The organism is Geobacillus zalihae, from assembly GCF_030414215.1.
Taxonomy (GTDB): Bacteria; Bacillota; Bacilli; order Bacillales; family Anoxybacillaceae; genus Geobacillus; species Geobacillus zalihae.
The window spans coordinates 851267-875003 of the sequence record NZ_CP129217.1; the positions used below are offsets into that span (position 1 = coordinate 851267).

The window sequence follows — 23737 nt, forward strand, 5'->3', positions numbered from 1 at the left end:
ATGATTGTTATGCAGTTGCTGCTTAGCTTTGTGGCGTCAACGTTGTTTGGCATGATTTTTAATGTTCCGCCGCGGCTGTTGCCGCATAGCGGATTGGTCGGGATGAGCGGATGGGCGGCCTATACGTTTGCTGTACGTTCGAGCGTAGACAGTGTGATTGCGACGTTTATAGCCGCGTTTTTCGTCGCCTTTTTAAGCAATGCGTTTGCTCGGCGCTATCGGGCGCCGGCAACCATTTTTATTGTTCCTGGCATTCTCCCGCTCGTTCCAGGTGGGACGGCATTTGAAGCGATGCGTCATGTCGTCATGAACGACTACAATGCAGCGATTCCGTTGGCGGCAAAAGCGTTCATGATTTCTGGGGCGATTGCGATGGGGCTCATTTTTTCTGAGGTCGTCAACCAACTGGTCAAGCGCCGCCCTTAACTGCGTGTAGTTGTTTTTTCCAATCATTTGCCTATCGTTGTATTTGTTTGCTTGAATATTATAATGAATATAACCATGTTTTTTCTATTGATTTTAAACAGCGGGGGAGAGCGGGATGAAAGAAATTGTTCAGCAGATGAAGGCGGAGCTATGGGAGATTTTCGATCACCTTCATCGTCATCCAGAAATCAGTTGGGAAGAGTGGCAAACAACCGAATTTCTTCGCCGAGAGTTGGAGCGCGAAGGGTATCGGGCGCGGACGTTTGCCGATTGTCCGGGCGTGGTGGCGGAAATTGGCACAGGGCCGTTGATGGTCGGAGTGCGCAGCGATATGGACGCTCTTTGGCAAGAAGTTGACGGCGTTTGGCAGCCGAACCACGCGTGCGGGCACGACGCTCACATGACGATTGTGCTTGGCGTGGCGAAATTGCTTCGCCGCATCGGCTATGAGCCGCCGGGGACGCTCCGGTTTTTGTTCCAGCCGGCCGAGGAGAAAGGAACAGGGGCGTTAAAGCTGATCGAAAAAGGAGCGGTCGACGGCGTGTCGTTTTTATACGGCGTTCACCTGCGGCCGATTCAAGAAGTGAAAGGCGGATATGCGGCGCCGGCGATCATCCATGGGGCGGCGCAATGCATCGAAGGGCGGATCCGCGGTGTGGCGGCGCACGCGGCGCGGCCGCATTTAGGCGTCAATGTCATTGAAGTCGGCAGCGCCATTGTGCAAGAGCTCGGCAAAATTCATGTCGATCCCCAAGTGCCGGCGTCGATCAAAATGACGAAGTTTCACGCCGGTGAAAAAGATGCGAACACGATCCCGGACTACGCGGAATTCGCCCTTGATTTGCGGGCGCAAACGAACGAGGCGATGGAGCGGCTCGTTGAAGGGTTGCGTCATGTGATCAACGGGGTCGCTGCCATTTATGGGGCGGAGATTGAACTGGTGGAACGGACGCGCATCGTCGCCGCTGATCCTGATTCAGATGCGGTGCGGCTGATGGAGGAGGCGATTATCGCGGCCTTGGGGACGGAAAAATGCGTTCCGCCGGTCGTGACGTCGGGAGGAGAGGATTTCCATTTTTATTCCTTTAAAAAACCGGAGCTGAAAACAACGATGCTCGGATTGGGCTGCGACTTGCGTCCAGGGCTCCATCATCCGAACATGACGTTCCGGCGCGATGATTTGCTTTCCGGCGTGGAAATTTTGGCGCGGGTTGTGATGAACACGTTTGCGACGTTTGCGCCGCAGGGGGAGAACGAGCGTGCCTCTGTCGCTGCAAATCATTGAGACGATCGAACAGTTGAAAGAGATGGCCAGGCTTGAGGAGGAGATTTGGAAAACGGCGCCGGTTCCGCTCCATCAAACGCTGACGGCGGCGAAAAACGGGGGCATTATCATCGGGGCGTATGCGGACGGGAAGCTTGTCGGCTTTGTCTACAGCTTTCCTGGGGTTCGAAATGGGGAAGTGTATCTTTGTTCCCATATGATGGGGATTGCTGAATCGTTTCGTGATCGTGGCCTCGGCTATCGCTTGAAAATGAAACAGGCGGAAGAAGCGCGGCGGCGCGGCTACCGAGTCATCCGCTGGACGTATGACCCGCTGCAAAGCCGCAACGGCTATTTGAACTTGGCGAAGCTTGGGGCTGTTGGCGTCGAGTATGTGGAAAACTGCTACGGCGAAATGAATGACGCGTTGAACGGTCAACTGCCGTCTGACCGCTTCATCGTCGAATGGCGGCTTGATGAGCGAGTGACTGGGGAACGGAATTTGGTTGAAGCAGATCTTCTCAAGGCCAGAAGGTTGACGGTGCTCGAGGCAGGGCAAAGGGCTGACGGTCTGTTGCAGCCGGTGCCGAGAGACATCGATGGAACAGCGGCGCCGTTGCTGTTGACAGCCATCCCGCTTGACTTTCCGCAGCTGAAAGAGCAGGATTTCGCGCTGGCGCTTGAGTGGCGGCTGGCGACGCGCGCCTTGTTTCAGCGGCTGCTTGCGGAAGGATGGATTGCCGCCGGCGCTTGGCGCTGCCTGGAGGAAGGAGTGCTTTATTACATATGGAAGCGGCGGAGTGAACGATGGCAGCAGAAAGGGGAAGAAGAATGACGATCAACATCGAGTACGTCATATTGCGCCATTTGCAAATGAAGTTGAAGGCGCCGTTTACGACGAGCTTCGGCACATTTCAAAGGAAAGAGTTGATTTTAGTGGAAGTTGTCGATCGCGACGGCGTTTCCGGCTGGGGTGAATCGGTCGCGTTTGCCGCCCCGTGGTACAGCGAGGAAACGGTGAAAACGAACTGGCATATGCTCGAAGATTTCCTTGTGCCGCTTGCGCTGGCTGAGCCGATTCATCACCCGGAGGAGCTGGCAAAGCGCTTTTCTGCCATCCGCCAAAACAACATGGCGAAAGCGGCGATTGAAGGGGCGGTATGGGATTTGTACGCCAAGCGGCTCGGCGTTCCGCTTTCTCAAGCTCTCGGGGGAACGAAAAAGGACATTGAAGTCGGCGTCAGCATCGGCATCCAGCCGACGGTTGCCGATCTGCTCCAGGTGATGGAGCGGTATGTGGCGCAAGGGTACCGGCGGATCAAAGTGAAGATCAAACCGGGATGGGATGTTGATGTCATTCGCGACGTGCGGCGCGCGTTTCCCGACGTGCCGCTTATGGCCGATGCCAATTCAGCGTATACGCTTGCCGATGCAGATCGGTTGAAAGCGCTCGATGAATTCGGGCTGCTGATGATCGAGCAGCCGCTCGCCGCTGACGATCTCCTCGATCACGCCCGGCTGCAGCCGCTTCTGCATACTCCGATTTGTCTTGACGAAAGCATTCGTTCCTATGACGATGCGCGCAAGGCGCTTGACCTTGGCAGCTGCCGCATCATCAACATCAAAATCGGGCGCGTCGGCGGGCTTTGGGAGGCGAAGCGCATCCACGATCTTTGCGCTGAGCGCGGTGCGCCGGTCTGGTGCGGGGGGATGCTGGAGGCAGGCGTCGGGCGCGCCCACAACATCGCGATCACGACGTTGGAAAACTTCACCCTTCCCGGCGACACCGCCGCGTCGTCGCATTATTGGGAGCGGGATATCATCACGCCGGAAGTTGAGGTGCACGGCGGCTTGATCCGCGTGCCGGACGCTCCCGGCATCGGCTATGACGTCGACCGCCGCCAAGTGGAGCGGTATACGCAGTTTGCGAAGGTGTTTCACCGTACGGCGACGGCATAAAGGATGATAAAGGGAGAAAGAAAAAATGATGATCAGACCGATTGAAGTTCGTGATGCGGAACATTTCTTGGAGTTGTGCAAAAAAATTGATGAATCTGGTTTTATGTTATTTGAGCCTGGCGAACGGCAAACAACGGTTGAGCAACAAAGTAAATCGATTGAAAGAATGTTGTCTGAGCCGAATAAAATGATCTTTGTTGCTGAAACGGAAAACAAGCTTGTCGGGTTCCTTGCTGTCATAGGAGGCGATGTAAAACGAAATCGACATTCTGCCAATGTTGTTTTGGGAGTTCTTGAAGACTATCAAGGACAGGGCATTGCCACGAAACTATTCAACAAAGCGTTTGAGTGGGCAAAGGAAGTTGGAATTTTGAGATTAGGACTTACGGTCATGAAAGGGAACGATAAGGCGTTCAACTTATATAGGAAGATGGGGTTCGTATTAGAAGGCGAGAGAGTTCAATCGTTAAGAGTGAATGGGGAATTTGTAAATGAATATTACCTATACAAACTGTTATAATGCTAATTGGGGCTGGCCCAAACGCAAGCACGTTTTGGGCCAGCCCCTTCTTTGCTGTGTTACACGCGTCCTATCCCAGTATTTGCTTTGACGACAATTTCCGTATATTTCTTTTCATCCGATTTTTTCGACGAGACGAGCGTGCCAACGATCGCACCGATAAAGCCGAGCGGAATCGAGATGATGCCCGGGTTGGCGAGCTTAAAGAGCGGTTCGCCGACGAAAATGGCGGCGCCCGGCTGCGGCGACCAGACGTTCGGGCTGAAGAAGACGAGCACCAAGGCGCTGATCAGGCCGACAAGCATCCCCGTAATCGCTCCAGTCGTGTTAAAGCGGCGCCAGAAAATGGTGAATACGATCGTCGGCAAGTTGGCGCTGGCGGCGACCGCAAATGCGAGCGATACGAGGAACGCGACGTTCATTTTTTGTGCAAACAGCGCTAACAAAATCGACAACACCGAGACGCCGACGGATGCCCAGCGGGCGGCGAGCATTTGTTCTTTTTCCGTCGCCTGGCCGCGCCGCAAAATATGGCTGTAAAAGTCATGGGCAAACGCCGAGGCGGCTGACAACACAAGTCCGGCGACAACGGCCAAAATCGTCGCAAAGGCGACGGCAGAGACGAAAGCGAACAAGAAATCTCCGCCAAGCGCTTCCGCCAACAGCGGGGCGGCCATATTGCCGGCCGGGTTGGCGGCGACGATTTTGTCATAGCCGACAAACGCGGCGGCGCCAAACCCCAAAAAGATGGTCAGGACATAGAAAATCCCGATGATCCATGTCGCATACACGACCGATTTGCGCGCAGTCGGGGCGTCTTTGACCGTAAAGAAGCGGATCAAAATGTGCGGCAGCCCGGCCGTCCCCAACACGAGCGCCAAGTTGAGTGAAATCGTATCGAGTGGATCCTTAAACTTGTTGCCCGGGTTTAAAAACGCCTCGCCAAGCGGCGTCGCTGTTTTCATTTCGTGGAACATTTTGGCGATGCTGAAATCGAATTTGGCAAAGACGATGATGGAAATGATAAACGTACCGACCATCAGCAAGACGGCTTTGACGATTTGCACCCAACTCGTTGCTGTCATGCCCCCGAAGACGACGTACACCGTCATCAAAATGCCGACGATCAAGACGGAATAAATGTAGTCTAGACCCAACAGAAGCTTGATGAGGCCGCCGGCGCCGACAAGCTGGGCGATCATATAGAAAATCGAGATGGCGATCGTATTTAACGCCGCGACGCCGCGCACTTTCTTATCGTCAAAACGGGCGGCGATCATATCGGCCATCGTGTATTTGCCGAGGTTGCGAAGCGGTTCGGCGACGATATACAAGACGACAAGATAAGCGACAAGGAAGCCGATGCTGTAAAAGAAGCCGTCAAATCCCGTCAGCGCGATCATGCCAGCGATTCCTAAGAAGGATGCGGCGGACATATAATCGCCTGCGATGGCGAGCCCGTTTTGCCAGCCGGTGAGGCTGCTGTCCGCGGTGTAAAATTCGCTTGTCGTTTTCGTCCGTTTCGAGGCGTAGTACGTAATGACAAGCGTCAAGGCGACGATAATGAGGAAGAGGAAAAAGGCGAGCCCGTGCATTACGTGTTTCCTCCTTCCGCTGCTTCTTGCTTCACTTGCTCGACGATGGCATCAAATTGTGCTGCGCGTTTCGAATAAAGGATGCATAAGGCCCATGTCATAATAAACTGCGCAAAGGCAAACAGCCACGCCCAGCTGACCGGCCCAATCGCTGGTGCGTTGAGCGCTTTCGAATACGACGTCAACACCGGAAGGGCGAAGTAAAAGACGAAGAAAAAGACGGTGGCTGGGATGATGAAGCGCTTCTTCGCCTGAATGAGCCCGCGGAATGAAGCGGATTGAGCGATGGCATCATAGTTGATGCCGCCTTGGTCGGCCCTTGATTGTTTTTTCACTGCCATTGTAATCCCTCCTTGTCTGTATTAAAGCGTTTTCAAAAAGGGCAATGAACTGTTCTGTCGCAAACGGTGGATGTGACTCCCCCTTTCTGACACAAATTTGTCACACATTCATTATATATTTATCTGAAAAATTTGTAAATTGATGTTTTTTGTTATTTTTAAAAACTATTTTTTGCTTTGCCGCATAAAACGGAGAAAATTTTTTGCTGTTTTTCTTATTTTCGCACTTTACAAAAAAACGAGGATCATGTAGAATGTCAACTGTATTCGACAACAAAATTCAACAATTTTCTACAAAAAACGACAAGGGGAGACATCTATGAATTTGTTTCGTAAAAAACCGATTCAATCGTTGCTTAAGGAGTCGGGGGCGAAAGGAGCTTCGCTGCGAAAAGAGTTAGGTGCATTCGACTTGACGATGCTCGGCATCGGTGCCATCATCGGGACAGGCATTTTCGTCCTGACCGGGGTGGCGGCGGCGGAACATGCCGGCCCAGCACTTGTTCTTTCGTTCATCTTATCAGGATTGGCGTGTGTGTTCGCGGCGCTTTGCTACGCCGAGTTCGCCTCGACGGTGCCGGTGTCAGGGAGCGCATACACATATAGCTATGCGACATTCGGTGAATTATTCGCTTGGATTTTAGGCTGGGATTTGATTTTGGAATATGGGGTTGCCTCGTCGGCGGTTGCCGTCGGTTGGTCCGGTTATTTCCAAGGGTTGCTTACCGGTTTTGGCATCGAACTCCCGAAAGCATTGACGAGCGCGTATGATCCGGAGAAAGGGACGTTCATCGATTTGCCAGCGATTTTAATTATTCTGTTCATTACGTTTTTGTTGAACTTAGGCGCCAAAAAATCGGCGCGTTTTAACGCGGTGATCGTTGCCATTAAAGTGGCGGTCGTGCTGCTCTTTTTGGCGGTCGGTGTTTGGTACGTCAAGCCGGAAAACTGGACGCCGTTTATGCCGTATGGCTTCTCTGGCGTAGCGACCGGCGCGGCGACGGTGTTTTTCGCTTACATCGGCTTTGATGCGGTGTCGACGGCGGCGGAAGAAGTGCGCAATCCGCAGCGTGATATGCCGATTGGCATTATCGTCTCGTTGCTTGTGTGCACATTGTTGTATATTGCGGTTTCGCTCGTATTGACAGGCATCGTTCCGTACGAGCAGCTCAACGTGAAAAACCCAGTGGCGTTTGCGTTAAACTATATCCATCAAGACTGGGTCGCCGGTTTTATTTCGCTCGGGGCGATCGCAGGTATTACGACGGTATTGCTTGTTATGCTTTATGGGCAAACGCGTCTCTTTTACGCCATCAGCCGCGACGGCCTGTTGCCGAAAGTGTTTGCCCGCATCAGCCCGACGCGCCAAGTGCCGTATGTCAATACGTGGCTGACGGGAGCGGCTGTAGCGGTATTTGCCGGCATCATTCCGCTCAACAAATTGGCGGAACTGACGAACATCGGCACGCTCTTTGCCTTTATCACCGTCTCGATCGGCGTGTTGGTGCTGCGTAAAACGCAGCCGGACTTAAAGCGGGCATTCCGCGTCCCGTTCGTTCCGGTCATCCCGATTTTGGCCGTGTTGTTCTGCGGCTACCTTGTTCTTCAGCTTCCGGCGATGACATGGATCGGTTTTGTCTCGTGGCTGCTGATTGGTTTAGTGATTTACTTTATCTACGGCCGCAAGCATAGTGAGCTGAATGAAATGGCACGGACGGAAGAAAAGGCCGGATGAACGGCCAAACAATGAAAAAGGGGCTGACCCAAATGGGGAAACAGCCCCTTTTTCCATTATGTGAAATTTTTCGGCAACACCGCGTTTCACTCTTTTTTCATTTAGAAGGGTTCATCTCCACAAAGTGTACTTGACAAGTGAGGCTTTTTCGCGCGTCACCATGTCTGAAAAATGTTGATTTACTGATTTTCCCTTACAGAAGAAAGCGTGAGATGTTTTGAAACCGTCAAGCACAGAAATGCATGATTTTTGTTGATGGAGGGCGTTTGCTTGGCGCAGGCAGCGTTGAGCCCTTTTGGGGACTTATGTTCACTTGCGCAACTTGAAAAAATCCCCTTTGAGCGACGGCCATATTTGGGTTGCGATGTGCGAATAATATAAAGAATGAGCGTCAGTCCGGCTTTGTATAAGCGGGGTGAAAAGGGTGTTTGGGACATTATTGAAAAGAAGAGAGAGAACGCTTGAACGGACGGTTGTGGAAATTCAGCGAGGAAATGAAGCGTTGCGCAATGAGCTGATCGAGCAATACAAACCGTTTATCGCCAAAACGGCGTCGAGCGTGTGCAAGCGGTTCATTCGCGAAGAGGATGATGAGGCGAGCATCGGGCTGATCGCCTTCAATGAAGCGATTGAAAAGTATGCGCCGCATAAGGGCGGTTCCTTCCTCTCATTTGCTGAACTGCTCATCAAACGGCGTCTCATTGACTATATTCGGAAAGAGGCGAGAATGCGCGATGCCGTATGGCATGTGGAGAACGGAGAAAACAGTGAGCAGGCGGCGCAAACATACTTGGACGCCAAGCTTTCCGTCGATGAGTTTTACAGGCAAATCGAACAAGAACAGCGTCGGGAAGAAATTCTTCATTACCAGCAAGTGCTGAAACAATTCGGCATTCATTTTCACGATTTAGTCGAACAATCGCCAAAACATAAAGACGCCCGCCTAAACGCCATTCGCGTCGCCCAGCTGCTTGTCGAGAACGAACACTTGGTCCACTTGCTGTTTCAAAAAAAACAGCTGCCGATCAAGCAGTTGGAAGCGATGGCATCCGTCAGCCGCAAAACGATTGAGAGAAATAGAAAATACATTATTGCGATCGCGGTTATTTTGGCAGGCGATTACATTTACCTAAAGGACTATATAAAAGGGGTGCTTTCATCGTGAAAAAGGGAATTGTGCTGGAGTTGGATGAAGAGTTCGTCACGGTATTGACGCCGGAAGGGGAATTTCTTCGATTGAAAAAAGAAAAAGAATGGGAGATTGGAGAAGAGGTCAAAGCGAATGCGGTTGGCCGTCCTTTTCCGTTTTGCCGCCGTTCGTTTCGATATGCGCTCATAAGCGTTCTGACGGCGGCCGCGGTGCTTCTGGCGACTTGGATTCAATGGCCTTCTAATGCGGTGTACGCCTACATGTCGATCGACATCAACCCAAGCATGGAAGCGGGAGTCGATGCGGAGCTGCGCGTGTTGACACTGAAGGCTTACAATGAGGAAGGAAAGAAGGTGCTGACGGCGCTTCCTTCCTGGAAACGTCAACCGTTTTCTTCGGTAGCGAAACAAATCATTGCGCTAAGCGAACAAAAGGGGTATTTAAAGAAAGGCGGGGAAGTGCTGATTACGACGGTGGAGAGGGAGCGCGACGCCTCTTCGGCGCGGAAGCTGTCTGCCGCGCTCGCCGATATCCAGCGGTCAGTGGCGGATGACCGGATTGTCATTACCACGGCCAATAGTACGATGGCCGTGCGCAACCAAGCTGTCAAACGGGGGATGACAACCGGAAAATTATTGCAAATCGAGAAAAAGGTGAAACCGGCCTCGTCTACATCCACCAAGCCGGACAAAGGGAACGGACAAGTCGGAAAGAGTGAAAAGAAAGCATCACCATCAAAAGGGAGAAAACTGGAACAGCCGGCGCAAGTGAAACAGAAGCATAGGGAACAGAAGACGAAACAGCAGAAAAAAGAAAAACAGATGCCGCACGAGCGGAAAAACTCCGGTTTAAATAAGGAAAGCTCTCCGTCAAACAAGGAAATGTCTCCGAAAGGGAAAAAACATGGAAACGCCAGACCATCGCGGCCGGGCGGTCATTATGTAGAGAAAAAAGCGGCAGGCGGCCGGCCGGATGGCAACGACCAAAAAGAGCGGCGCCATCCGGCCCATCCCGGCCGTCCTTCGGAAGCAATGAATTCCAAAACAAAAAAAGCCGAGTGATGGCGCTCGGCTTTATTCTGTTCTCCGGCCGGCCAGTTCGCTTTGCGCCTGGGCGACGAGCCGTTTTGTAATTTCCCCGCCGACGGAGCCGTTGGCGCGCGAAACCGTGCCAGCCCCGAGCTGTACGCCAAACTCTTGGGCGATTTCGTATTTGATTTGTTCCAACGCTTGTTCAATGCCTGGCACAAGCAGTTTGTTGCTTGAACGAGCCATATGAAATTCCTCCTTGATGGTTTTTTGATGAGGTATGATTAGTATGGACGACCGAACAAAGAGATATGGTTGGGAATTACAGGAGGAATTTTTCATCCTATTTCGCGCAGGAGACTCCCACTTCAACGACCAAAGGGAGTAAGTGGGAGAGGAATGCGCGTTCCCCTTTTCTTTTGTGTATGATATAATAAAGGCGTGGAGAAAACCGTTTAATAAAGGCACTCCAATAACTGCTACTCGATGTATGGAGTTGGTTACAGGAAACGTTGTAACCGTAAAACATCGAGCGTAGATCCGTCTGTTGTGTGTGGAAGCCAAGTACTGCCAACAGACACACCGAGAGAATCGGTAACGATGCAGGCATGACCTGCGTCGTTGGGTAGTTGTCAACCTGCCCTGATGCAACCCCAAGTCAAGGAAGGAGGACGAAGTCCGCTTGTACTTCTGGGGAGTTGCAAGCCCCCACTTCAAGCGTTAGCTAAGTGGGGGTAGTTGACAAAGTGCAATTGTTGGGCATGACATTGCCGCTCGCTCGTCCAGCTCTGGCGGCTCAGGCCATTTTCGTCTTCATGGGTTCGTGGAACGATTTCATGCGCCCACTCATTATTTTGTCCGATCGACAGCTGTTTACGTTGCCGCTTGGCCTCAATAGCTTCAAAGGACAGTACATCAGCTATTGGAACTACATTATGGCGGCATCCATGGTGTTTACGCTGCCGGTGTTGGTCATTTACGTCTTTTTCAACCGCTACTTCATCAAAGGAATTTCGTTCACGGGCGGAAAATAACGGACGTTTTGTACAACGGTTTTCCGGTCATGACAAGAAGGGGCTGTTCGCCAAACGGAGGGTTGTCCTCCTTTGGTGGCAGCTTTTTTTTCGCGCGGCATATCCATGAAAAAAACGCACATCATATAAGTGGAAATATCGACTTCATAAGAAAGGGACCGAAGCGATGGAATGGACGGTGCAGCTGTCAAAACCGGCAGGGAGGCAGGCTGGTCGGGGGTGGGCGGTCGCTGCGCTTGCCTCGATTCCGCTTGTCATGACGCTGGGCAATTCGATGCTCATCCCGGTGCTGCCGGCGATGGAACGGCATCTCGACATCACGCCGCTGCAGTCGAGCCTGCTGATCACGATGTATTCCGTTGTGGCGATTTTGTTCATTCCGCTGGCCGGATATATAAGCGACCGCATCGGGAGAAAAATGGTCATCGTTCCAAGCCTGTTGCTGGCGGCGGTGGGAGGGGGGCTGGCGGGATGGGCTGCTTGGCGGGTGAGCGACCCGTACGGCTGGATGATCGCCGGGCGCATGTTGCAAGGGCTCGGGGCGGCCGGGGCGTTTCCGATCGTTTTGCCGCATGGCTGATGAAAAATGGTGCAAGTTGGCTTCTTTTGGTGCTCAGCGCACTAGCACTGATCGCCGGTAGCATGGCTGTTTGGCTCATTCATCCAGAACATGCTCAAAGAGAAAAGCTGTCATGAAGGGAAATATGGGACAGTGGGGCGTTTTCAATTTCCCTCTTTCTTGCCGAACGAAAGCCTCTGGATCAGATGATGACAGACGGGGGATGTACCGGCTATGGAGACGCGTAAACTACTCCCGCTTCGCTTTGCTTGAAGTGGGAGTCTTCTTTCGGAACTATGATAAAACGCACCTGAACGAGGCATGATAAGAAAAAATGCGAAAGGAGGATGGGTGTGGCCAACGTCGCATTTCCAGTCGCTCGTCTTCATGACGGGACGCTTCGCCAGCTCCAGCAACTCGAACAGCGGCTGCGTGAAGAAACAGGAGAAGAAATTGTGCTTGTCGCTTATGAGCGGAAAACGGTTGATGAGGAGGAGACGAAACGATGATGAAGCGAAAAGTGAAATTTGACGCAGCGAAAAACAACAATAAAACGCCAACGGAAAGTTTGCCGGATACCGAATTTGCGGCACAATATGCCGGCGAGGAGGACATGATCCGCGGCGCGAACCGCAATTCGAAAAAAGGGCGACAAGGAGGCGGCGATGGGTAAAGAGCATAAGGAGCGGCCCGCTCGAACGAATGAAGAAATGGCGTTTGAATGGGGCGATTTCGCTCGTGATCAGCCGTTTTGGCTGATCGAGGAGCAAAAGCAAGCAAAGGAGAAGGAGACAAAACAAAAAGAGCCGCCGCGGTGAGGCCGCCGTTTTGATGGGATTGGATTGGTGGGTGGACAAAGAAGAGCGCTGGAAACAGCGCTCTTTTTTCGCTTGGGCGTTCAAGCCGATGCGGATGACGCAAACAGGGTGGAAAGCGGTGCAGAAAAGACCGTAGCTCCTGTGCCCGACGGGTCGAAATAGGCGACGATGGCCGTTGGCGCAAACGAGAGCTGCTTCGCGGCGATATAGCGGCCGACATCGACCGGCACGATTTCAACGACCGTATGTTTAAACAATTCCTTTTCCCCGAGCCCGAGGGCGGCAAAGTCCTCCCCAAGCACCTCGGGGCGCTCAAGCAGCGCGCGGTAGACGGTCGTGCGCGTCGTTTTCTCCGTTTTTTCTTCCCACCACGGCTTGCGCGGTTTGTATTTTTGGTTGCGCAAGTAGTCGTATTTCATGAGCGATTCGGCGACAGGCAGGGCATCTGGCGCACACGTACGTAAAAACTCATGCAGGCGGCGGAATAAATCCTCAAGCTGATGGCCAATGCGCGCCCAGCCGCGCTCATCCCAATACGTGCCAAACTGCTGGAAAAAGTCAAACGGCGATGGGAACACATCGGTCACCAAGTACTCGATCGTTTCGTCCATTCGATGGGCGTTCCAATACTTTTCGAGCACGTCTTCCACTTGCTTGATGCGGATGACGTCATCAAACGACAAGACGTTGTTGGCGAGCACTTCGTATGGCGCATGGTCCATATACACATAGCCGTACTCCTCGGCGCGCAGGCGCAACCCAGTGCCGCGCAGCAGTTTCAAAAAGCCAAGCTGCAGTTCTTCCGGGCGAAGGGCGAACACGTCGTTAAACGTCTTTCGGAACGAGTTGTAGTCTTCTTCGGGCAGACCGGCGATCAAATCCAAATGCTGGGCGATTTTCCCGCCTTCTTTAATCATCGTCACCGTTCGCGAAAGTTTTGCGAAGTTTTGCTTGCGCATAATGAGACGGTTCACTTCGTCGTTTGTCGACTGGACGCCGATTTCAAAGCGGAACAGCCCGGGCGGCGCCTCCTTGTTTAAAAACTCGATGACCTCCGGGCGCATAATGTCGGCGGTAATTTCAAACTGAAATACCGTGCCCGGTACATGTTCGTCAATTAAAAAGCGAAACATGTCCATTGCATAGCTGCGGCTGATGTTGAACGTCCGGTCGACGAACTTGATCGTCCGCGCTCCGTGCTTCATTAAATAGCGTAAATCATCCTTGATTTTTTCACGGTCAAAATAGCGGACACCTACTTCAATCGAGGACAGGCAAAATTGGCAACTGAACGGGCAGCCGCGGCTTGTCTCCACATAGATGATCCGGTTCGGAAGATGTGGGATGTCTTCCGGAAAGCGAAACGGCGACGGCATATCAGCAAGGCGGATTTTGTTTCGCTGCGGATTGACGACGATGCGCTTTCCATCGCGAAACGCCAGCCCTGCGACATCTGCCACTTCTTTGCGGCCTTCTAAGGCAAAGAGCAGCTGTTTAAACGTTTCTTCCCCTTCACCGATGACGATAAAATCCAATTCCGGCACCCGCTCCATCCATTCACGCACATCGTACGACACTTCCGGTCCGCCGGCGACGATGACAATATTCGGCGCTGCTTTTTTCAACAGCTTGACGACTTTGATCGTTTCTTCAATGTTCCAAATGTAGCAGCTGAAGCCGATGACATCCGGACGGCGTTGGTACAAATCAGTCACAATGTTCAGCACCGGGTCTTTGATCGTATACTCAACAAGCTTGACGTCAAATTCGGGCTGAGCGTATGCTTTTAAATAGCGGATGGCTAAATTCATATGAATGTATTTGGCATTCAATGTCGCACAGACGATGTTCATCGCAACAAAACCCCTTTGTCTATAATATAGCAGCAAAACTCCTTTGTCTATAATTTATAGATGCAATTGGAAGCTTTCATTTGGCTTTAAGCGAGGGGGGAGAGTTGACTATCATGCAGTTTAGCCAAATGAAAAAGCAGAAAAACTTGTCGAACATTGTGGAAAAGAATTTTAAAAAATCTTCGTAAATCAAGGGAGGAGTAAATTTTTCCACATCGAATATATATTTCGTTGAATGGTTTGAATAGACAAGGAGAGATGGATATGGCCCAAAGCCTTTCTCCTCGGGAAGAACAAAATGCATCGACGGATGTGCGGTCGCTTGAAGAGGAAAATCGGCGGTTAAAAGAGCGGTTGAACAGTTATTCGATCATTTTTGAGCGGTCGCTCGATGCGATCGTGATTTTAAATAAAAACGGTGAATTTGTCGATGTGAACGAAGCGGCGTGCAAGCTGTTTGAGATGGATAAGTTTTCGTTGATCGGCCATTCGTTTTCTTCGTTCCTCGAACTTGTGCCGCCCGATATTTTGCTGTTTCAGCGCTCGATGTTGCAAAAGTTCGGTTCGTTCAGCGATGAACTGCTCATCAAACTGCCGGACGGCAAAGTGAAGCATGTGGAATTTTCGATGAAAAAGGATGTGTTCGACGAATTTGACCTTGTCATGATGCGCGACATCTCAGCCCATAAGGCGCTTGAGCGCGAACGCATCATTCATGAGTTTTTGTTTCGCGACGTATTCAACCGCGCCGTTGACGGCATCGTCATTTTCGATGAATTTGGGCGGTTTATCGATGTCAATCCGGCGTTTTCGATGAGCTTGAACTTGGAAAAAGGAAAACTGCTCAATTTGTCGTTTCAGCAGTTCGTCGCCCGCGAATGCGCCAATGAGTTCGCTCGGCTGCTCGCGGAAGTGAAAGAAAAGGGAACGGCCAAAGGCGAGTTGTCGCTTGTCCGCCCGGACGGAACGGTGAAAATGTTTGAGCTGACGGCGACTTCCAACGTCTATAGCGGGTTTTACATGGCCATTATGCGCGATGTGACAGAAAGAAAAAATATGGAAATCAAGTTGCAAAAAAGCGAAGAACGGTTCCGGGCTATTTTCGAACAAGCGCATGAGGCGATCCTCATTTGGGACGATTTTGGCTACATATTGAACGCCAATCCGGCGGCGAGCCGGACGTTTGAGCTGCCCTTGAATTTGCTTGTGCGCCGCAATTTGTTTGATTTTGTCGACTATGGGGACGAAAAGGTGAAACGCATTTTCAGCGAGTTCCGGCGCAAAGGGGAAATCCGTGACGAGCTGACGTTTCATATGCCGAACGGTGAGGATAAGCAGCTCGAGTTCACCATGAAAAAAGGAGCGATCGACGGGTACCACTTGACGATTTTCCGCAATGTGAGCGAGCGGCGGAAAATCGAGCGCGAGCTGCGCGAAAGCGAGCAAAAGTTCCGGAGCATTTTCGATCATGCGATGGATGGTATTTTGCTTTGGGATGCCAAGCATCGGATCATCGACGCCAATCCGGTTGTCTGCGGCATTTTTTCCGTCGAAAAGGAGGCGCTGCTTGGCCGAATGGTGGTCGAGCTCGTTCCGGAGCGGGCGCGCCGCCAGCTCAATAAGCTGCTTCAACAATGCCAACGCACCGGCGAAGCGAGCGGCGAGGTCGAATTTTTCGACGAGGGAAAAGGGAGAATTATTGAGTTTTCACTGAAAAAGGAAGTGATTCCCGGCGTCGGGATGATGATGCTGCGCGATGTGACCGAGCGCAAGGAGATGGAGCTGCAGCTGCGCAAGTCGGATACGCTCAACGTCGTCGGGGAATTGGCCGCCGGCATCGCCCATGAAATCCGCAATCCGATGACGGCGCTAAAGGGTTTCATTCAGCTGTTGCAAGGAAGCATTGACGGCGACTATTCGATGTATTTTAATGTCATTATGTCGGAATTGAAACGGATTGAGTCGATCATCACCGAGTTTCTTGTCCTGGCGAAGCCCCAGGCGGTGCAGTACAAACAAAATGATATCTGCAAAATTATGCAAGACACGATCGATTTGATCAGCGCCCAAGCGATGATGCACAACGTGCAAATCATCGCCGACTTCGAGCGCGGGCTGCCGCCGGTGTATTGCGAGCCGAATCAGTTGAAGCAAGTGTTCATCAATATTTTGAAAAACGCCATCGAAGTGATGCCAAAAGGCGGGGACATTACGGTGCGCATCACCCGCGCCGGGTGCTATGTGCGCATCTCCATCACCGACCAAGGATGCGGCATTCCAAAAGATAAAATCAAAAAGCTTGGCGAGCCGTTTTATACGACGAAAGAACGCGGCACCGGCCTCGGCTTGATGGTCAGCTATAAAATCATAGAAGAGCACCAAGGGAAAATTGAAGTGGAAAGCGAAGTCGGCGTCGGCACGACGTTCCATATCACGCTGCCGATCGAACGAATGGAAAGAGAGGACGACGATGACGATTGAATATGCAGTATACCGCTCAGAGCTGCTCGGCGACATTTACATCGCCTCCGACGGCGACGCGATTGTCAAAGTCGAGCTGTTTCCAGAAGAATGGCGCGCGTTCGCCGGCGAACATCCGGCTGTCAAAAGCCAGTCGCCGCTTCTTGAACGCGCGCTTAGGCAGCTGGATGAGTATTTCCACGGTCGACGCCAAGCATTTGACTTGCCGCTGAAGTGGAAGGGAACAGCCTTCCAAGAAGAGGTGTGGGCGGCGCTTTGCCGCATCCCATACGGCGAGACGGCGACATACGCTGACATCGCCGCGCAAATCGGCCGCCCGAAAGCGGTGCGCGCCGTCGGCCAGGCAAACCGGGCGAATGAACTGTCGATTCTCGTTCCGTGCCACCGTGTTGTCGGCAAAAACGGCGCTCTCATTGGCTATGCCGGAAGCCGCACCGATGTGAAGGCGAAGCTGTTGGAGCTTGAGCGCCGCTTACGTAGATGACGCTCTTGCGTTCGTGGAACAGGCAAAGAGTTTGGAAGGCGTTGTATGCGGATGCTGCAATGGAGCAGGCGGAAAAAGAAGCTGATGGCTTGTCTATATAGATGCAATTTGAAGCTTTACCATTTATAGCTTTTATCAAGTATTTGATCGACTGTCGGGCGACCGAACAACGCCGCTTAAAGACCCATATATGGGTCTGTGAAGCAGGTGGTTGTTCGGTCTTCCGTCACGCCAAGGCGTGACGGGGCAAGCCTGTTGCTTGCCTTCGACAGTCGAAAATGGACAAACCGCTTTTCCGTCAAGGATATGGTAAACTTCTTCGTTGCATCTATATGAAAAACGCGTCTGCCCCCGAGGATTGCCATCCACGGGGGCAGAGATCGGGCGTTATTTTTTTTGCCAATGCGACAAGGCGAGGGCGCCGACTAAAATGGCGCCTTTTATAATGTCTTGGGCGTAATACGGGACGTTCATCATCGTCAAGCCGTTCAGCAACACGCCCATTAAAATCGAGCCGAACAATGTGCCGATGACGTTCGGCTTGCCGGCGCCAAAGACGGAAAAGCCGATGTAGGCGGCGGCGACGCTGTCCATTAAAAGAGAGGCGCCGGCCGACACTTGCCCGGTGCCGATGCGCGAGGCAAGGACGATGCCGCCTAAGGCCGCAAAAAACCCGCTGATGACGTATGCATATGTCCGATAGCGGTTGACTGGGATGCCTGAGAGCCTTGCCGCCTCGCGGTTTTCCCCGGTCAAATAAAAGAGGCGGCCGGGTTTCGTGTACGTTAAAAACAGATGAGCGGCCATGACGACAAACAGCATAAGCAAGACAGAAAACGGTACGCCGAACAGCTCTCCCTGGCCGATAAATAAAAAGGAAGGAATGAATTTGCCCGGCGCCGTGCCGCCATCAGGCAGCGGCATGTCGTTGTAGATCGAAAACCCTTTCGTATAGGTGAGCTGCACGCCGTTAATGGCGTACATCGTCGCCAATGTTGCGAGCAAATCGGGCAGTTTGAATTTGACGATCAACAACGAATTAAGCAGCCCGACGGCGACGCCGAGCAACAGCGGCACGAGCAAGGTGACGAAAATTTCTTGGCGATGCAAGACAAGCGCCGCCGCACTGGCAATCGTCGCCAAGCTCACTGTCGAACCGACCGACAAATCGAAGCCGTCGACGATGAGCGAAAATGTAATGCCAATGGCCACCAAGGTGACGATGGAAATGGAACGCAAAATGTCGCTGAAGTTTTCATAGGTGAAAAACCGGTCTTGTGTCAGGCCAAAATAGGCGATTACAGCCAAAATGGCAAGCAGTGTGCCATGTTTATACAAAAATTCAAGAATGAACGGCGCCGCTTTTTTCGACGGCGGCGCGGAAACGGCTGGCTGGCTCATGGATCTCACCTCCGCTGCAATAGTAAACAAGCTGTTCATACGTCAGTTCAGCGGCCGGCAGGCGGGTGAGTAGCCGGCCGTCAGCCATGATGTAGATGGTGTCGCACACCTCAAGAAGCTCGTGAAATTCACTCGAAAAATATAGTACTGTTTTTCCTTCATCGGCGAGAGCACGGATGATGGAAAACACCTCTTGTTTGGCGTGGACATCGATTCCTTTCGTGGGCTCGTCGAATAGAAAAACACGCGCGTTTGTGTTCAGCCATTTGCCGATGACGACTTTCTGCTGGTTGCCGCCGCTCAAGTGGCGAACGACGGTGGTGCTTGACGGCGGATGAACACCTAGCGAGCGGACGAGCCCGTCGGCTTCAGCCGCTTCTTTCGCCCGGCTGATCCATTGCCAGCGCGACAGGCGGGAAAGAAGGCGGACGGTCAAGTTCGTTTTCACTGACTCGGGCAAGAACAGCCCTTGTTTGCGCCGTTCTTCCGGAATAAGACAAAGGCCGGCGGCAATCGCTTCATGCGGCGATGAAAATGTATAGCGCCGGCCGTCAAGTTGCCATTCGCCAGACGTCTTCCGGTGGGCGATGAGGCTTTCAGCGAGCTCCGTTTTGCCGGCGCCAACCAAGCCGGCGATGCCGACGATTTCGCCGCGATGGGCGTAAAGATCGACCGTCGTGCCGGTTTTTTCGATCGTGATCCCACGGACGGCAAAGGCGATGTCGCTTCCATGCGCGCGCGTTTGTTTCATGGCGGCGGCTCGCCTTGTTCCGGTCATATGAAGGACGATGTCTTCAAGCGGCAAACCGAGGGCGGAACCATGGTAGACGACGCGGCCGTCGCGCAAAATCGTCAGCCGGTCGGCGATTTCCTGCACTTCTTTCAGTTTATGAGAGATGTAAATAAAGCCGACGCCTTGCTGTTTCAGTTCCGTGATGATGGCAAACAGCCGCTTCGTTTCGGCTTCGCTCAAGGCGGCGGTCGGTTCGTCCAAAATGATGTAGCGCGCATTCGATGACAACACTTTGGCGAGCACGATCAGCTGTTTTTCATGGAGCGAGCAGTCGCGCACGAGCTTTGCCGGCGAAATGGCAAGGCCGACGCGGCGAAGCAGAGCAGCGGCCCGTTCTTTTTCCCGGCGCAGCGAGCGGATCGGCTGTTTCTTCACATCAGCGAGCTCATCAGCCGCCAAGTTTTCGTAAACGGGCAATCCTGGGAAAAGCGCCGTGTCGACCTCTTGGACGACGAAGCCGATGCCGGCTCGTTTCGCGTCAAGCGGCGACGAAAAGGTGCAGTTGACGCCATCGATCGTGATCGTGCCGGCGTCGGGAGGAATGGCGCCGGCCAAAATGTTCATGAGCGTGCTTTTGCCGGCGCCGTTCATGCCCAAAAGGGCGTGGACTTCGCCAGGACGAACGTCGAAGTCCACGCCGTCAAGCACGCGCACGGCGCCAAACGATTTTTCCATGCCCCGCATTGACAACCCGTTCATTTTTTGTTCACCTGGGCTTCCAACGTTTTCATCCACGGCGAGATGGCGACATTGGATTGCCCCCAGCCCGGGATGTATTGCGAAAGCTCATTCATCGACACTTGTTTGTCCGGAAGATCGGACCGTTTCACTAAATGCGGCTCAAGCGAGTAAATGTTCGGCGTTTTTTCTCCGGCGATTTTTTGATACGCGAACCGCACTTGGACGCGGCCGACTTCGGCTGGGTCCGTCGCCGTTGTCGCCACCCATGGGCTGTTTGGTTTTTGGATCATTTGCAAGTCTTCATCGCTCAAATCGATGCCGTACACTTTAATTTCCGTGCGCCCAGCTTGCTCGATGGCGCGCGTCGCCCCTTTGGCGAACTCGTCCCAAGTTGCGAAGACAGCGTCAATGTCGCCTTTGTTCGGGTATTTTTTCAAAATCGCTTCCATTTGCGTTTGTGTGTCCAAAGCTGTGTTGGCGCTCGCCGTGCCAAACTTGGCAATTTCTTTAATGTTCGGATAGCGTTTTTTGAACGCGTCATAAATGATATGGCGGCGTTCCATCGGGGTAAAGCCGCCGACCCAAATCGTGACGATGTTGCCTTCCCCGTTTAAGTCTTCTGCGAGCGTTTTTAATGTTTTCCAGGCGAGGCTGTAGTCGTCTTGGTCGATGACGGTGACGCCGGGAATGTTCAAATCGTTGTCAAATGCCACAACTGGAATGCCTTTGGCGACGGCTTTTTTCACCGGGCCTTCGAGCGCATCGGCGCGGCCGTGGTCAAGCAAAATGGCGTCAACATTTTGCGTAATGGCCGTCTCAACGTACGATGCCATTTTGGTTAAATCGTTGTCGGCGTTGTAAATTTGCACCTCGCCGCCGAATTTTTGCACTTGTTCTTTGACGCCGGCGATGTATTGCGATGAGAACGTGCCGATGGACAGTTGCATAATGGCGGCGATTTTCACCGGCTTTTTCAACTTTTCAGGAATGGCCGCTTGCTCGTCGCTTGTTGCCGTCGAGTGGCTGGATGTCGTTTCCGTTTTGTTGTTCGTGGTCTTGGCTCCGTTGGCTGGCTTGGAGCTCACGGCATCTTGCTCGTGTGTGCAGCCAGTCAAGATGGAGAACACGGCAAAGAAAAGAAGAAAAAGGGAAGATAAGGCCTTAAATCGTTTCATGTTGCTCCTCCTTTGTGAATAATGATGGCAGCGTTGCGTTGTAATTGCCGCGAATGATGCCTTTTTCGGTAATGATCGCGGTAATGAGTTCGTTTGGCGTTACGTCAAACGCCGGATTGTATACGTTGACGCCTTCCGGGGCGATGCGTACGCCGGCGATGTGGGTCACTTCATCCGGATGGCGCTCTTCGATCGGGATGTCCGCACCTGTTTTCGTCGTCAAATCGATCGTGGACAACGGCGCAGCGACGTAAAACGGAATGTCAAACGACTTCGCGAGCAAGGCCAGGCCGAACGTGCCGATTTTGTTCGCCGTATCGCCGTTTTGCGCGATCCGGTCGGCGCCGACGATGATGGCGCCAATGCCTTTCGCCTTGATCGCTTGCGCTGCCATGTTGTCGGTGATGAGCGTCACATCAACGCCCGCTTGTATCAGTTCCCAAGCGGTCAGGCGCGCCCCTTGCAACACCGGCCGCGTCTCGAGAGCGTAAACGGATAGTTCAATTCCTTTTTCTTTCGCCAAATAAAACGGGGCGAGCGCCGTTCCGTAGCGGGCGGTGGCGATCGAGCCGGCGTTGCAGATCGTCATCACCCGATCGCCCGGACGAAAGAGCGACAACGCGTATTCGCCGATGCGGCGGCACACATCCTCATCTTCCACTTGAATGCGAATCGCTTCGTGGACGAGCGTCGTTTTGGCCTCGTTGACGGAAAGGGCGTCGGCCGCAGCGGTGACGAGCCGATCGAGCGCCCAAAACAAGTTGACGGCAGTCGGCCGGGCACTGGCTAGGTAGTCACGATCTCGTTTCAAGCGACGGCGGAATTCATCGACCGACTCGGTGTCATAGCTCGAAGCGGCGAGCGCCAAGCCATAGGCGGCAGTGATGCCGATCGCCGGCGCGCCGCGCACTTTCAGCGTGGCGATCGCGTCATATACGTCTTCAATGGTGTGCAAGTCGATATATTCCGTGACTGTTGGAAGTTTTTGTTGGTTTAAAATCGTCACATGCGTCTCGCGCCATTCGACTGAGCGCGGGATGGCAAATGTGCTCATTGCTGTCTTCCTTTCTTTTGGCGTTGTTCGTTTGTCCGGCCCGTCGCCGGCGGGCCGGATCGAATGGCATTACTGCTTGGTTTCGGCGAGCAGCCGGCGGAAGCCATCCGTTCCTGTCAGCTCAGCCCGCTCAATGATCAAGCGGCGGCCGAGGCGGAGCGCATGCCGTTTGGCAACAAGCCGTTCATCTTTGTGCTCGATGCCGTCAAGGTCCGCCACATGGGCGAGGCCGATCGTCCGGCGGATGACTTCGCAGCCGGCAAAGCCGACAGCATCGATGAACGCGTGCCGGAGCACGTCCTCGAGCAAGCCCGGCGTCGCGGCGTACGTTTCCACGCTCTCGGTGCGCCAAAGGTTTGAGAACACGGACGCAAAGACGTCCCATGTCCGGTCGATGTGGTCAAAGAGCGGTTGGCGCTCTAATTCAGAGCGGGACAACGCATTTAACAGCAAATTGGCGAAAAATTGGCCAAGGTCAAACCCGATCGGACCGTAAAAGGCGAATTCTGGGTCGATCACTTTCGTTTCGTCGGCGCTTACGAAAATGCTGCCGGTATGCAAATCGCCATGCAAGAGCACATCGGCTTCGGTTAAAAACTTGCGCTTCAGCTTTGCTGCTTCTAGGTGGAGTCGGTCATCGCGCCAAAGCGCTTCAACGTCTGGGCGCAATTCGTCTTCAAAGTTGTTCGTTTCGTGGTCAAAAAACGGGTCGGTGAAGACGAGGTCTTCGGTAATTTTGCACAGTTCCGGATTGACGAAGCTTTGCGCCAATTTCTTTTTCTCTTGCTGGTTCATGCCGAAGTCAGACGTATAAAATGCCGTTTTGGCGACAAACTCGCCGATATGCTGGGACAAAAGCGGATACGTTTTCCCTTCGATCAGCCCTTTGCGGGCGATTTGCAAACGGGATAAGTCTTCCATCACCGTAATGGCGAGCGATTCGTCAGAATAGTAGACTTTCGGCACGTATTGCGGCACATAGCTCGCAAACGTGCGCAGCGCGTTGCTTTCGATGACGGCGCGCTTTAACGTAAGCGGCCAGCTTTCGCCGACCACTTTGGCGTACGGCAACGCTTGTTTGATGATTACGCCTTGCTTTGTTTCTTGGTCGACGATATGAAACACTAAGTTCAAGTTGCCGTCGCCGATCTCGCGGCACAAAAGAGGCGCCCCGTCGCGGAATAAGCCGAGGCGGACAGCGAGAGATACCGCCTTCGGTTCGGTCAGCGGTTCGTAAACCGATGTTTGAACAGTGGTCATTGCCTTGTTCCCCCTTTTTTCATTTCGCTCGTTTTCAAATGCCGGTTCTGACGCGCGCTAAAACTCGGCGTTTCCGGCAAATGAAAAAGCCTCTTTCGCATACGGAAAGAGGCTTGAAGATTCATT

22 protein-coding genes and 2 pseudogenes are annotated in these 23737 nt (G+C 52.8%); 15 read left to right on the plus strand and 9 right to left on the minus strand.

Translation table 11 applies throughout. The features are described 5' to 3' along the window. From QWV57_RS04425 to QWV57_RS04445, 5 genes are all read left to right on the plus strand, one after another. Nucleotides 1-426, plus strand: coding sequence for a threonine/serine exporter family protein (locus tag QWV57_RS04425; RefSeq protein WP_096225633.1), 426 nt, complete (start codon nucleotides 1-3; stop codon nucleotides 424-426). A gap of 115 nt (nucleotides 427-541) precedes the next feature. Then, nucleotides 542-1711, plus strand: a complete 1170-nt coding sequence (locus QWV57_RS04430) for a M20 peptidase aminoacylase family protein (protein ID WP_301100803.1) — start codon at nucleotides 542-544, stop codon at nucleotides 1709-1711. Further along, on the plus strand, nucleotides 1686-2525 hold the full coding sequence (locus tag QWV57_RS04435) for a GNAT family N-acetyltransferase (RefSeq protein WP_060788690.1): 840 nt from the start codon (nucleotides 1686-1688) through the stop codon (nucleotides 2523-2525). The genes QWV57_RS04430 and QWV57_RS04435 overlap by 26 nt, the downstream gene beginning before the upstream one ends. After that, nucleotides 2522-3649 (plus strand): o-succinylbenzoate synthase, encoded by a 1128-nt coding sequence (gene menC / locus QWV57_RS04440; RefSeq protein WP_301100812.1) that lies wholly within the window; start codon nucleotides 2522-2524, stop codon nucleotides 3647-3649. Before QWV57_RS04435 ends, menC begins: the two co-directional genes overlap by 4 nt. A 25-nt stretch (nucleotides 3650-3674) precedes the next feature. Then, the gene (locus tag QWV57_RS04445) at nucleotides 3675-4169 is read left to right on the plus strand and encodes a GNAT family N-acetyltransferase (protein ID WP_015374232.1); all 495 of its coding nucleotides are present in this window, start codon (nucleotides 3675-3677) and stop codon (nucleotides 4167-4169) included. Between the two features lie 59 nt (nucleotides 4170-4228). Here QWV57_RS04445 and QWV57_RS04450 read toward each other — a convergent pair whose 3' ends face one another. Then, entirely contained in the window at nucleotides 4229-5764 is a 1536-nt protein-coding gene (locus QWV57_RS04450) for a solute symporter family protein (protein ID WP_015374233.1), read from the minus strand. After that, on the minus strand, nucleotides 5764-6105 hold the full coding sequence (locus QWV57_RS04455; RefSeq protein WP_020755959.1) for a DUF485 domain-containing protein: 342 nt from the start codon (nucleotides 6103-6105) through the stop codon (nucleotides 5764-5766). The genes QWV57_RS04450 and QWV57_RS04455 overlap by 1 nt, the downstream gene beginning before the upstream one ends. A 319-nt stretch (nucleotides 6106-6424) precedes the next feature. On the opposite strand from QWV57_RS04455, the gene bcaP reads away from it, so the two are divergent. The 3 genes from bcaP to QWV57_RS04470 all read left to right on the plus strand — a co-directional run bounded on the left by bcaP (nucleotide 6425) and on the right by QWV57_RS04470 (nucleotide 10051). Beyond that, nucleotides 6425-7840, plus strand: a complete 1416-nt coding sequence (gene bcaP, locus QWV57_RS04460; protein ID WP_301100816.1) for a branched-chain amino acid transporter BcaP — start codon at nucleotides 6425-6427, stop codon at nucleotides 7838-7840. Nucleotides 7841-8255: 415 nt separating this feature from the next. Next, nucleotides 8256-9005 carry an RNA polymerase sigma factor SigI gene (sigI, locus tag QWV57_RS04465; protein ID WP_435817513.1) on the plus strand — a complete coding sequence of 250 codons (750 nt, stop codon included), beginning with the start codon at nucleotides 8256-8258 and terminating at the stop codon, nucleotides 9003-9005. Further along, entirely contained in the window at nucleotides 9002-10051 is a 1050-nt protein-coding gene (locus QWV57_RS04470; protein WP_060788079.1) for an anti-sigma factor domain-containing protein, read from the plus strand. The genes sigI and QWV57_RS04470 overlap by 4 nt, the downstream gene beginning before the upstream one ends. A gap of 12 nt (nucleotides 10052-10063) precedes the next feature. Here the strand turns inward: QWV57_RS04470 and QWV57_RS04475 are convergent, their stop codons facing one another. Further along, complete coding sequence (locus tag QWV57_RS04475) at nucleotides 10064-10264, minus strand: alpha/beta-type small acid-soluble spore protein (protein WP_015374238.1); 201 nt, start codon at nucleotides 10262-10264, stop codon at nucleotides 10064-10066. Between the two features lie 515 nt (nucleotides 10265-10779). Between QWV57_RS04475 and QWV57_RS04480 the strand changes: the two are divergent. The 5 genes and pseudogenes from QWV57_RS04480 to QWV57_RS04500 all read left to right on the plus strand — a co-directional run. Continuing rightward, a pseudogene (locus QWV57_RS04480) lies at nucleotides 10780-11052 on the plus strand (carbohydrate ABC transporter permease); the annotation flags it as partial. 166 nt (nucleotides 11053-11218) lie between these two features. Then, nucleotides 11219-11623: pseudogene (locus QWV57_RS04485) on the plus strand (MFS transporter); the annotation flags it as partial. Between the two features lie 341 nt (nucleotides 11624-11964). Continuing rightward, entirely contained in the window at nucleotides 11965-12120 is a 156-nt protein-coding gene (locus tag QWV57_RS04490; protein ID WP_013523245.1) for a hypothetical protein, read from the plus strand. Continuing rightward, entirely contained in the window at nucleotides 12120-12284 is a 165-nt protein-coding gene (ykzP, locus tag QWV57_RS04495; RefSeq protein ID WP_014195259.1) for a protein YkzP, read from the plus strand. Before QWV57_RS04490 ends, ykzP begins: the two co-directional genes overlap by 1 nt. Continuing rightward, nucleotides 12277-12429 (plus strand): hypothetical protein, encoded by a 153-nt coding sequence (locus QWV57_RS04500; RefSeq protein WP_013145978.1) that lies wholly within the window; start codon nucleotides 12277-12279, stop codon nucleotides 12427-12429. The genes ykzP and QWV57_RS04500 overlap by 8 nt, the downstream gene beginning before the upstream one ends. A gap of 80 nt (nucleotides 12430-12509) precedes the next feature. Here QWV57_RS04500 and QWV57_RS04505 read toward each other — a convergent pair whose 3' ends face one another. After that, nucleotides 12510-14282, minus strand: coding sequence for a B12-binding domain-containing radical SAM protein (locus QWV57_RS04505; protein WP_129446834.1), 1773 nt, complete (start codon nucleotides 14280-14282; stop codon nucleotides 12510-12512). Nucleotides 14283-14546: 264 nt separating this feature from the next. On the opposite strand from QWV57_RS04505, the gene QWV57_RS04510 reads away from it, so the two are divergent. Both QWV57_RS04510 and QWV57_RS04515 read left to right on the plus strand, forming a co-directional pair. Next, nucleotides 14547-16763: a PAS domain-containing sensor histidine kinase gene (locus QWV57_RS04510; RefSeq protein ID WP_081133135.1), complete on the plus strand. Its 2217-nt coding sequence runs from the start codon at nucleotides 14547-14549 to the stop codon at nucleotides 16761-16763. After that, entirely contained in the window at nucleotides 16753-17247 is a 495-nt protein-coding gene (locus QWV57_RS04515) for a methylated-DNA--[protein]-cysteine S-methyltransferase (RefSeq protein WP_129446835.1), read from the plus strand. The genes QWV57_RS04510 and QWV57_RS04515 overlap by 11 nt, the downstream gene beginning before the upstream one ends. A gap of 387 nt (nucleotides 17248-17634) precedes the next feature. Here QWV57_RS04515 and QWV57_RS04520 read toward each other — a convergent pair whose 3' ends face one another. From QWV57_RS04520 to mtnK, 5 genes are all read right to left on the minus strand, one after another. Continuing rightward, nucleotides 17635-18648 (minus strand): ABC transporter permease, encoded by a 1014-nt coding sequence (locus tag QWV57_RS04520; RefSeq protein ID WP_081133134.1) that lies wholly within the window; start codon nucleotides 18646-18648, stop codon nucleotides 17635-17637. Continuing rightward, nucleotides 18590-20140, minus strand: a complete 1551-nt coding sequence (locus QWV57_RS04525; protein ID WP_020755939.1) for a sugar ABC transporter ATP-binding protein — start codon at nucleotides 20138-20140, stop codon at nucleotides 18590-18592. Before QWV57_RS04525 ends, QWV57_RS04520 begins: the two co-directional genes overlap by 59 nt. Next, nucleotides 20137-21297 carry a sugar ABC transporter substrate-binding protein gene (locus tag QWV57_RS04530; RefSeq protein WP_081212720.1) on the minus strand — a complete coding sequence of 387 codons (1161 nt, stop codon included), beginning with the start codon at nucleotides 21295-21297 and terminating at the stop codon, nucleotides 20137-20139. The genes QWV57_RS04525 and QWV57_RS04530 overlap by 4 nt, the downstream gene beginning before the upstream one ends. Continuing rightward, the gene (gene mtnA / locus QWV57_RS04535) at nucleotides 21284-22351 is read right to left on the minus strand and encodes an S-methyl-5-thioribose-1-phosphate isomerase (protein ID WP_020755941.1); all 1068 of its coding nucleotides are present in this window, start codon (nucleotides 22349-22351) and stop codon (nucleotides 21284-21286) included. Before mtnA ends, QWV57_RS04530 begins: the two co-directional genes overlap by 14 nt. Nucleotides 22352-22420: 69 nt before the next feature. Then, nucleotides 22421-23611: an S-methyl-5-thioribose kinase gene (gene mtnK, locus QWV57_RS04540; RefSeq protein WP_060788073.1), complete on the minus strand. Its 1191-nt coding sequence runs from the start codon at nucleotides 23609-23611 to the stop codon at nucleotides 22421-22423. Between the last annotated feature and the right edge of the window lie 126 nt (nucleotides 23612-23737).

Excerpts from the sequence above, each read along its gene's own strand:
- QWV57_RS04425 (WP_096225633.1), top strand. The coding sequence starts at position 1 with ATGATTGTTATGCAGTTGCTGCTTAGCTTTGTGGCGTCAACGTTGTTT.
- QWV57_RS04430 (WP_301100803.1), top strand. The coding sequence starts at position 542 with ATGAAAGAAATTGTTCAGCAGATGAAGGCGGAGCTATGGGAGATTTTC.
- menC (WP_301100812.1), top strand. The coding sequence starts at position 2,522 with ATGACGATCAACATCGAGTACGTCATATTGCGCCATTTGCAAATGAAG.
- QWV57_RS04445 (WP_015374232.1), top strand. The coding sequence starts at position 3,675 with ATGATGATCAGACCGATTGAAGTTCGTGATGCGGAACATTTCTTGGAG.
- QWV57_RS04450 (WP_015374233.1), bottom strand. The coding sequence starts at position 5,764 with ATGCACGGGCTCGCCTTTTTCCTCTTCCTCATTATCGTCGCCTTGACG.
- QWV57_RS04455 (WP_020755959.1), bottom strand. The coding sequence starts at position 6,105 with ATGGCAGTGAAAAAACAATCAAGGGCCGACCAAGGCGGCATCAACTAT.
- bcaP (WP_301100816.1), top strand. The coding sequence starts at position 6,425 with ATGAATTTGTTTCGTAAAAAACCGATTCAATCGTTGCTTAAGGAGTCG.
- QWV57_RS04475 (WP_015374238.1), bottom strand. The coding sequence starts at position 10,264 with ATGGCTCGTTCAAGCAACAAACTGCTTGTGCCAGGCATTGAACAAGCG.
- ykzP (WP_014195259.1), top strand. The coding sequence starts at position 12,120 with ATGAAGCGAAAAGTGAAATTTGACGCAGCGAAAAACAACAATAAAACG.
- QWV57_RS04500 (WP_013145978.1), top strand. The coding sequence starts at position 12,277 with ATGGGTAAAGAGCATAAGGAGCGGCCCGCTCGAACGAATGAAGAAATG.
- QWV57_RS04505 (WP_129446834.1), bottom strand. The coding sequence starts at position 14,282 with ATGAACATCGTCTGTGCGACATTGAATGCCAAATACATTCATATGAAT.
- QWV57_RS04510 (WP_081133135.1), top strand. The coding sequence starts at position 14,547 with ATGGCCCAAAGCCTTTCTCCTCGGGAAGAACAAAATGCATCGACGGAT.
- QWV57_RS04515 (WP_129446835.1), top strand. The coding sequence starts at position 16,753 with ATGACGATTGAATATGCAGTATACCGCTCAGAGCTGCTCGGCGACATT.
- QWV57_RS04520 (WP_081133134.1), bottom strand. The coding sequence starts at position 18,648 with ATGAGCCAGCCAGCCGTTTCCGCGCCGCCGTCGAAAAAAGCGGCGCCG.
- QWV57_RS04525 (WP_020755939.1), bottom strand. The coding sequence starts at position 20,140 with ATGAACGGGTTGTCAATGCGGGGCATGGAAAAATCGTTTGGCGCCGTG.
- QWV57_RS04530 (WP_081212720.1), bottom strand. The coding sequence starts at position 21,297 with ATGAAACGATTTAAGGCCTTATCTTCCCTTTTTCTTCTTTTCTTTGCC.
- mtnA (WP_020755941.1), bottom strand. The coding sequence starts at position 22,351 with ATGAGCACATTTGCCATCCCGCGCTCAGTCGAATGGCGCGAGACGCAT.
- mtnK (WP_060788073.1), bottom strand. The coding sequence starts at position 23,611 with ATGACCACTGTTCAAACATCGGTTTACGAACCGCTGACCGAACCGAAG.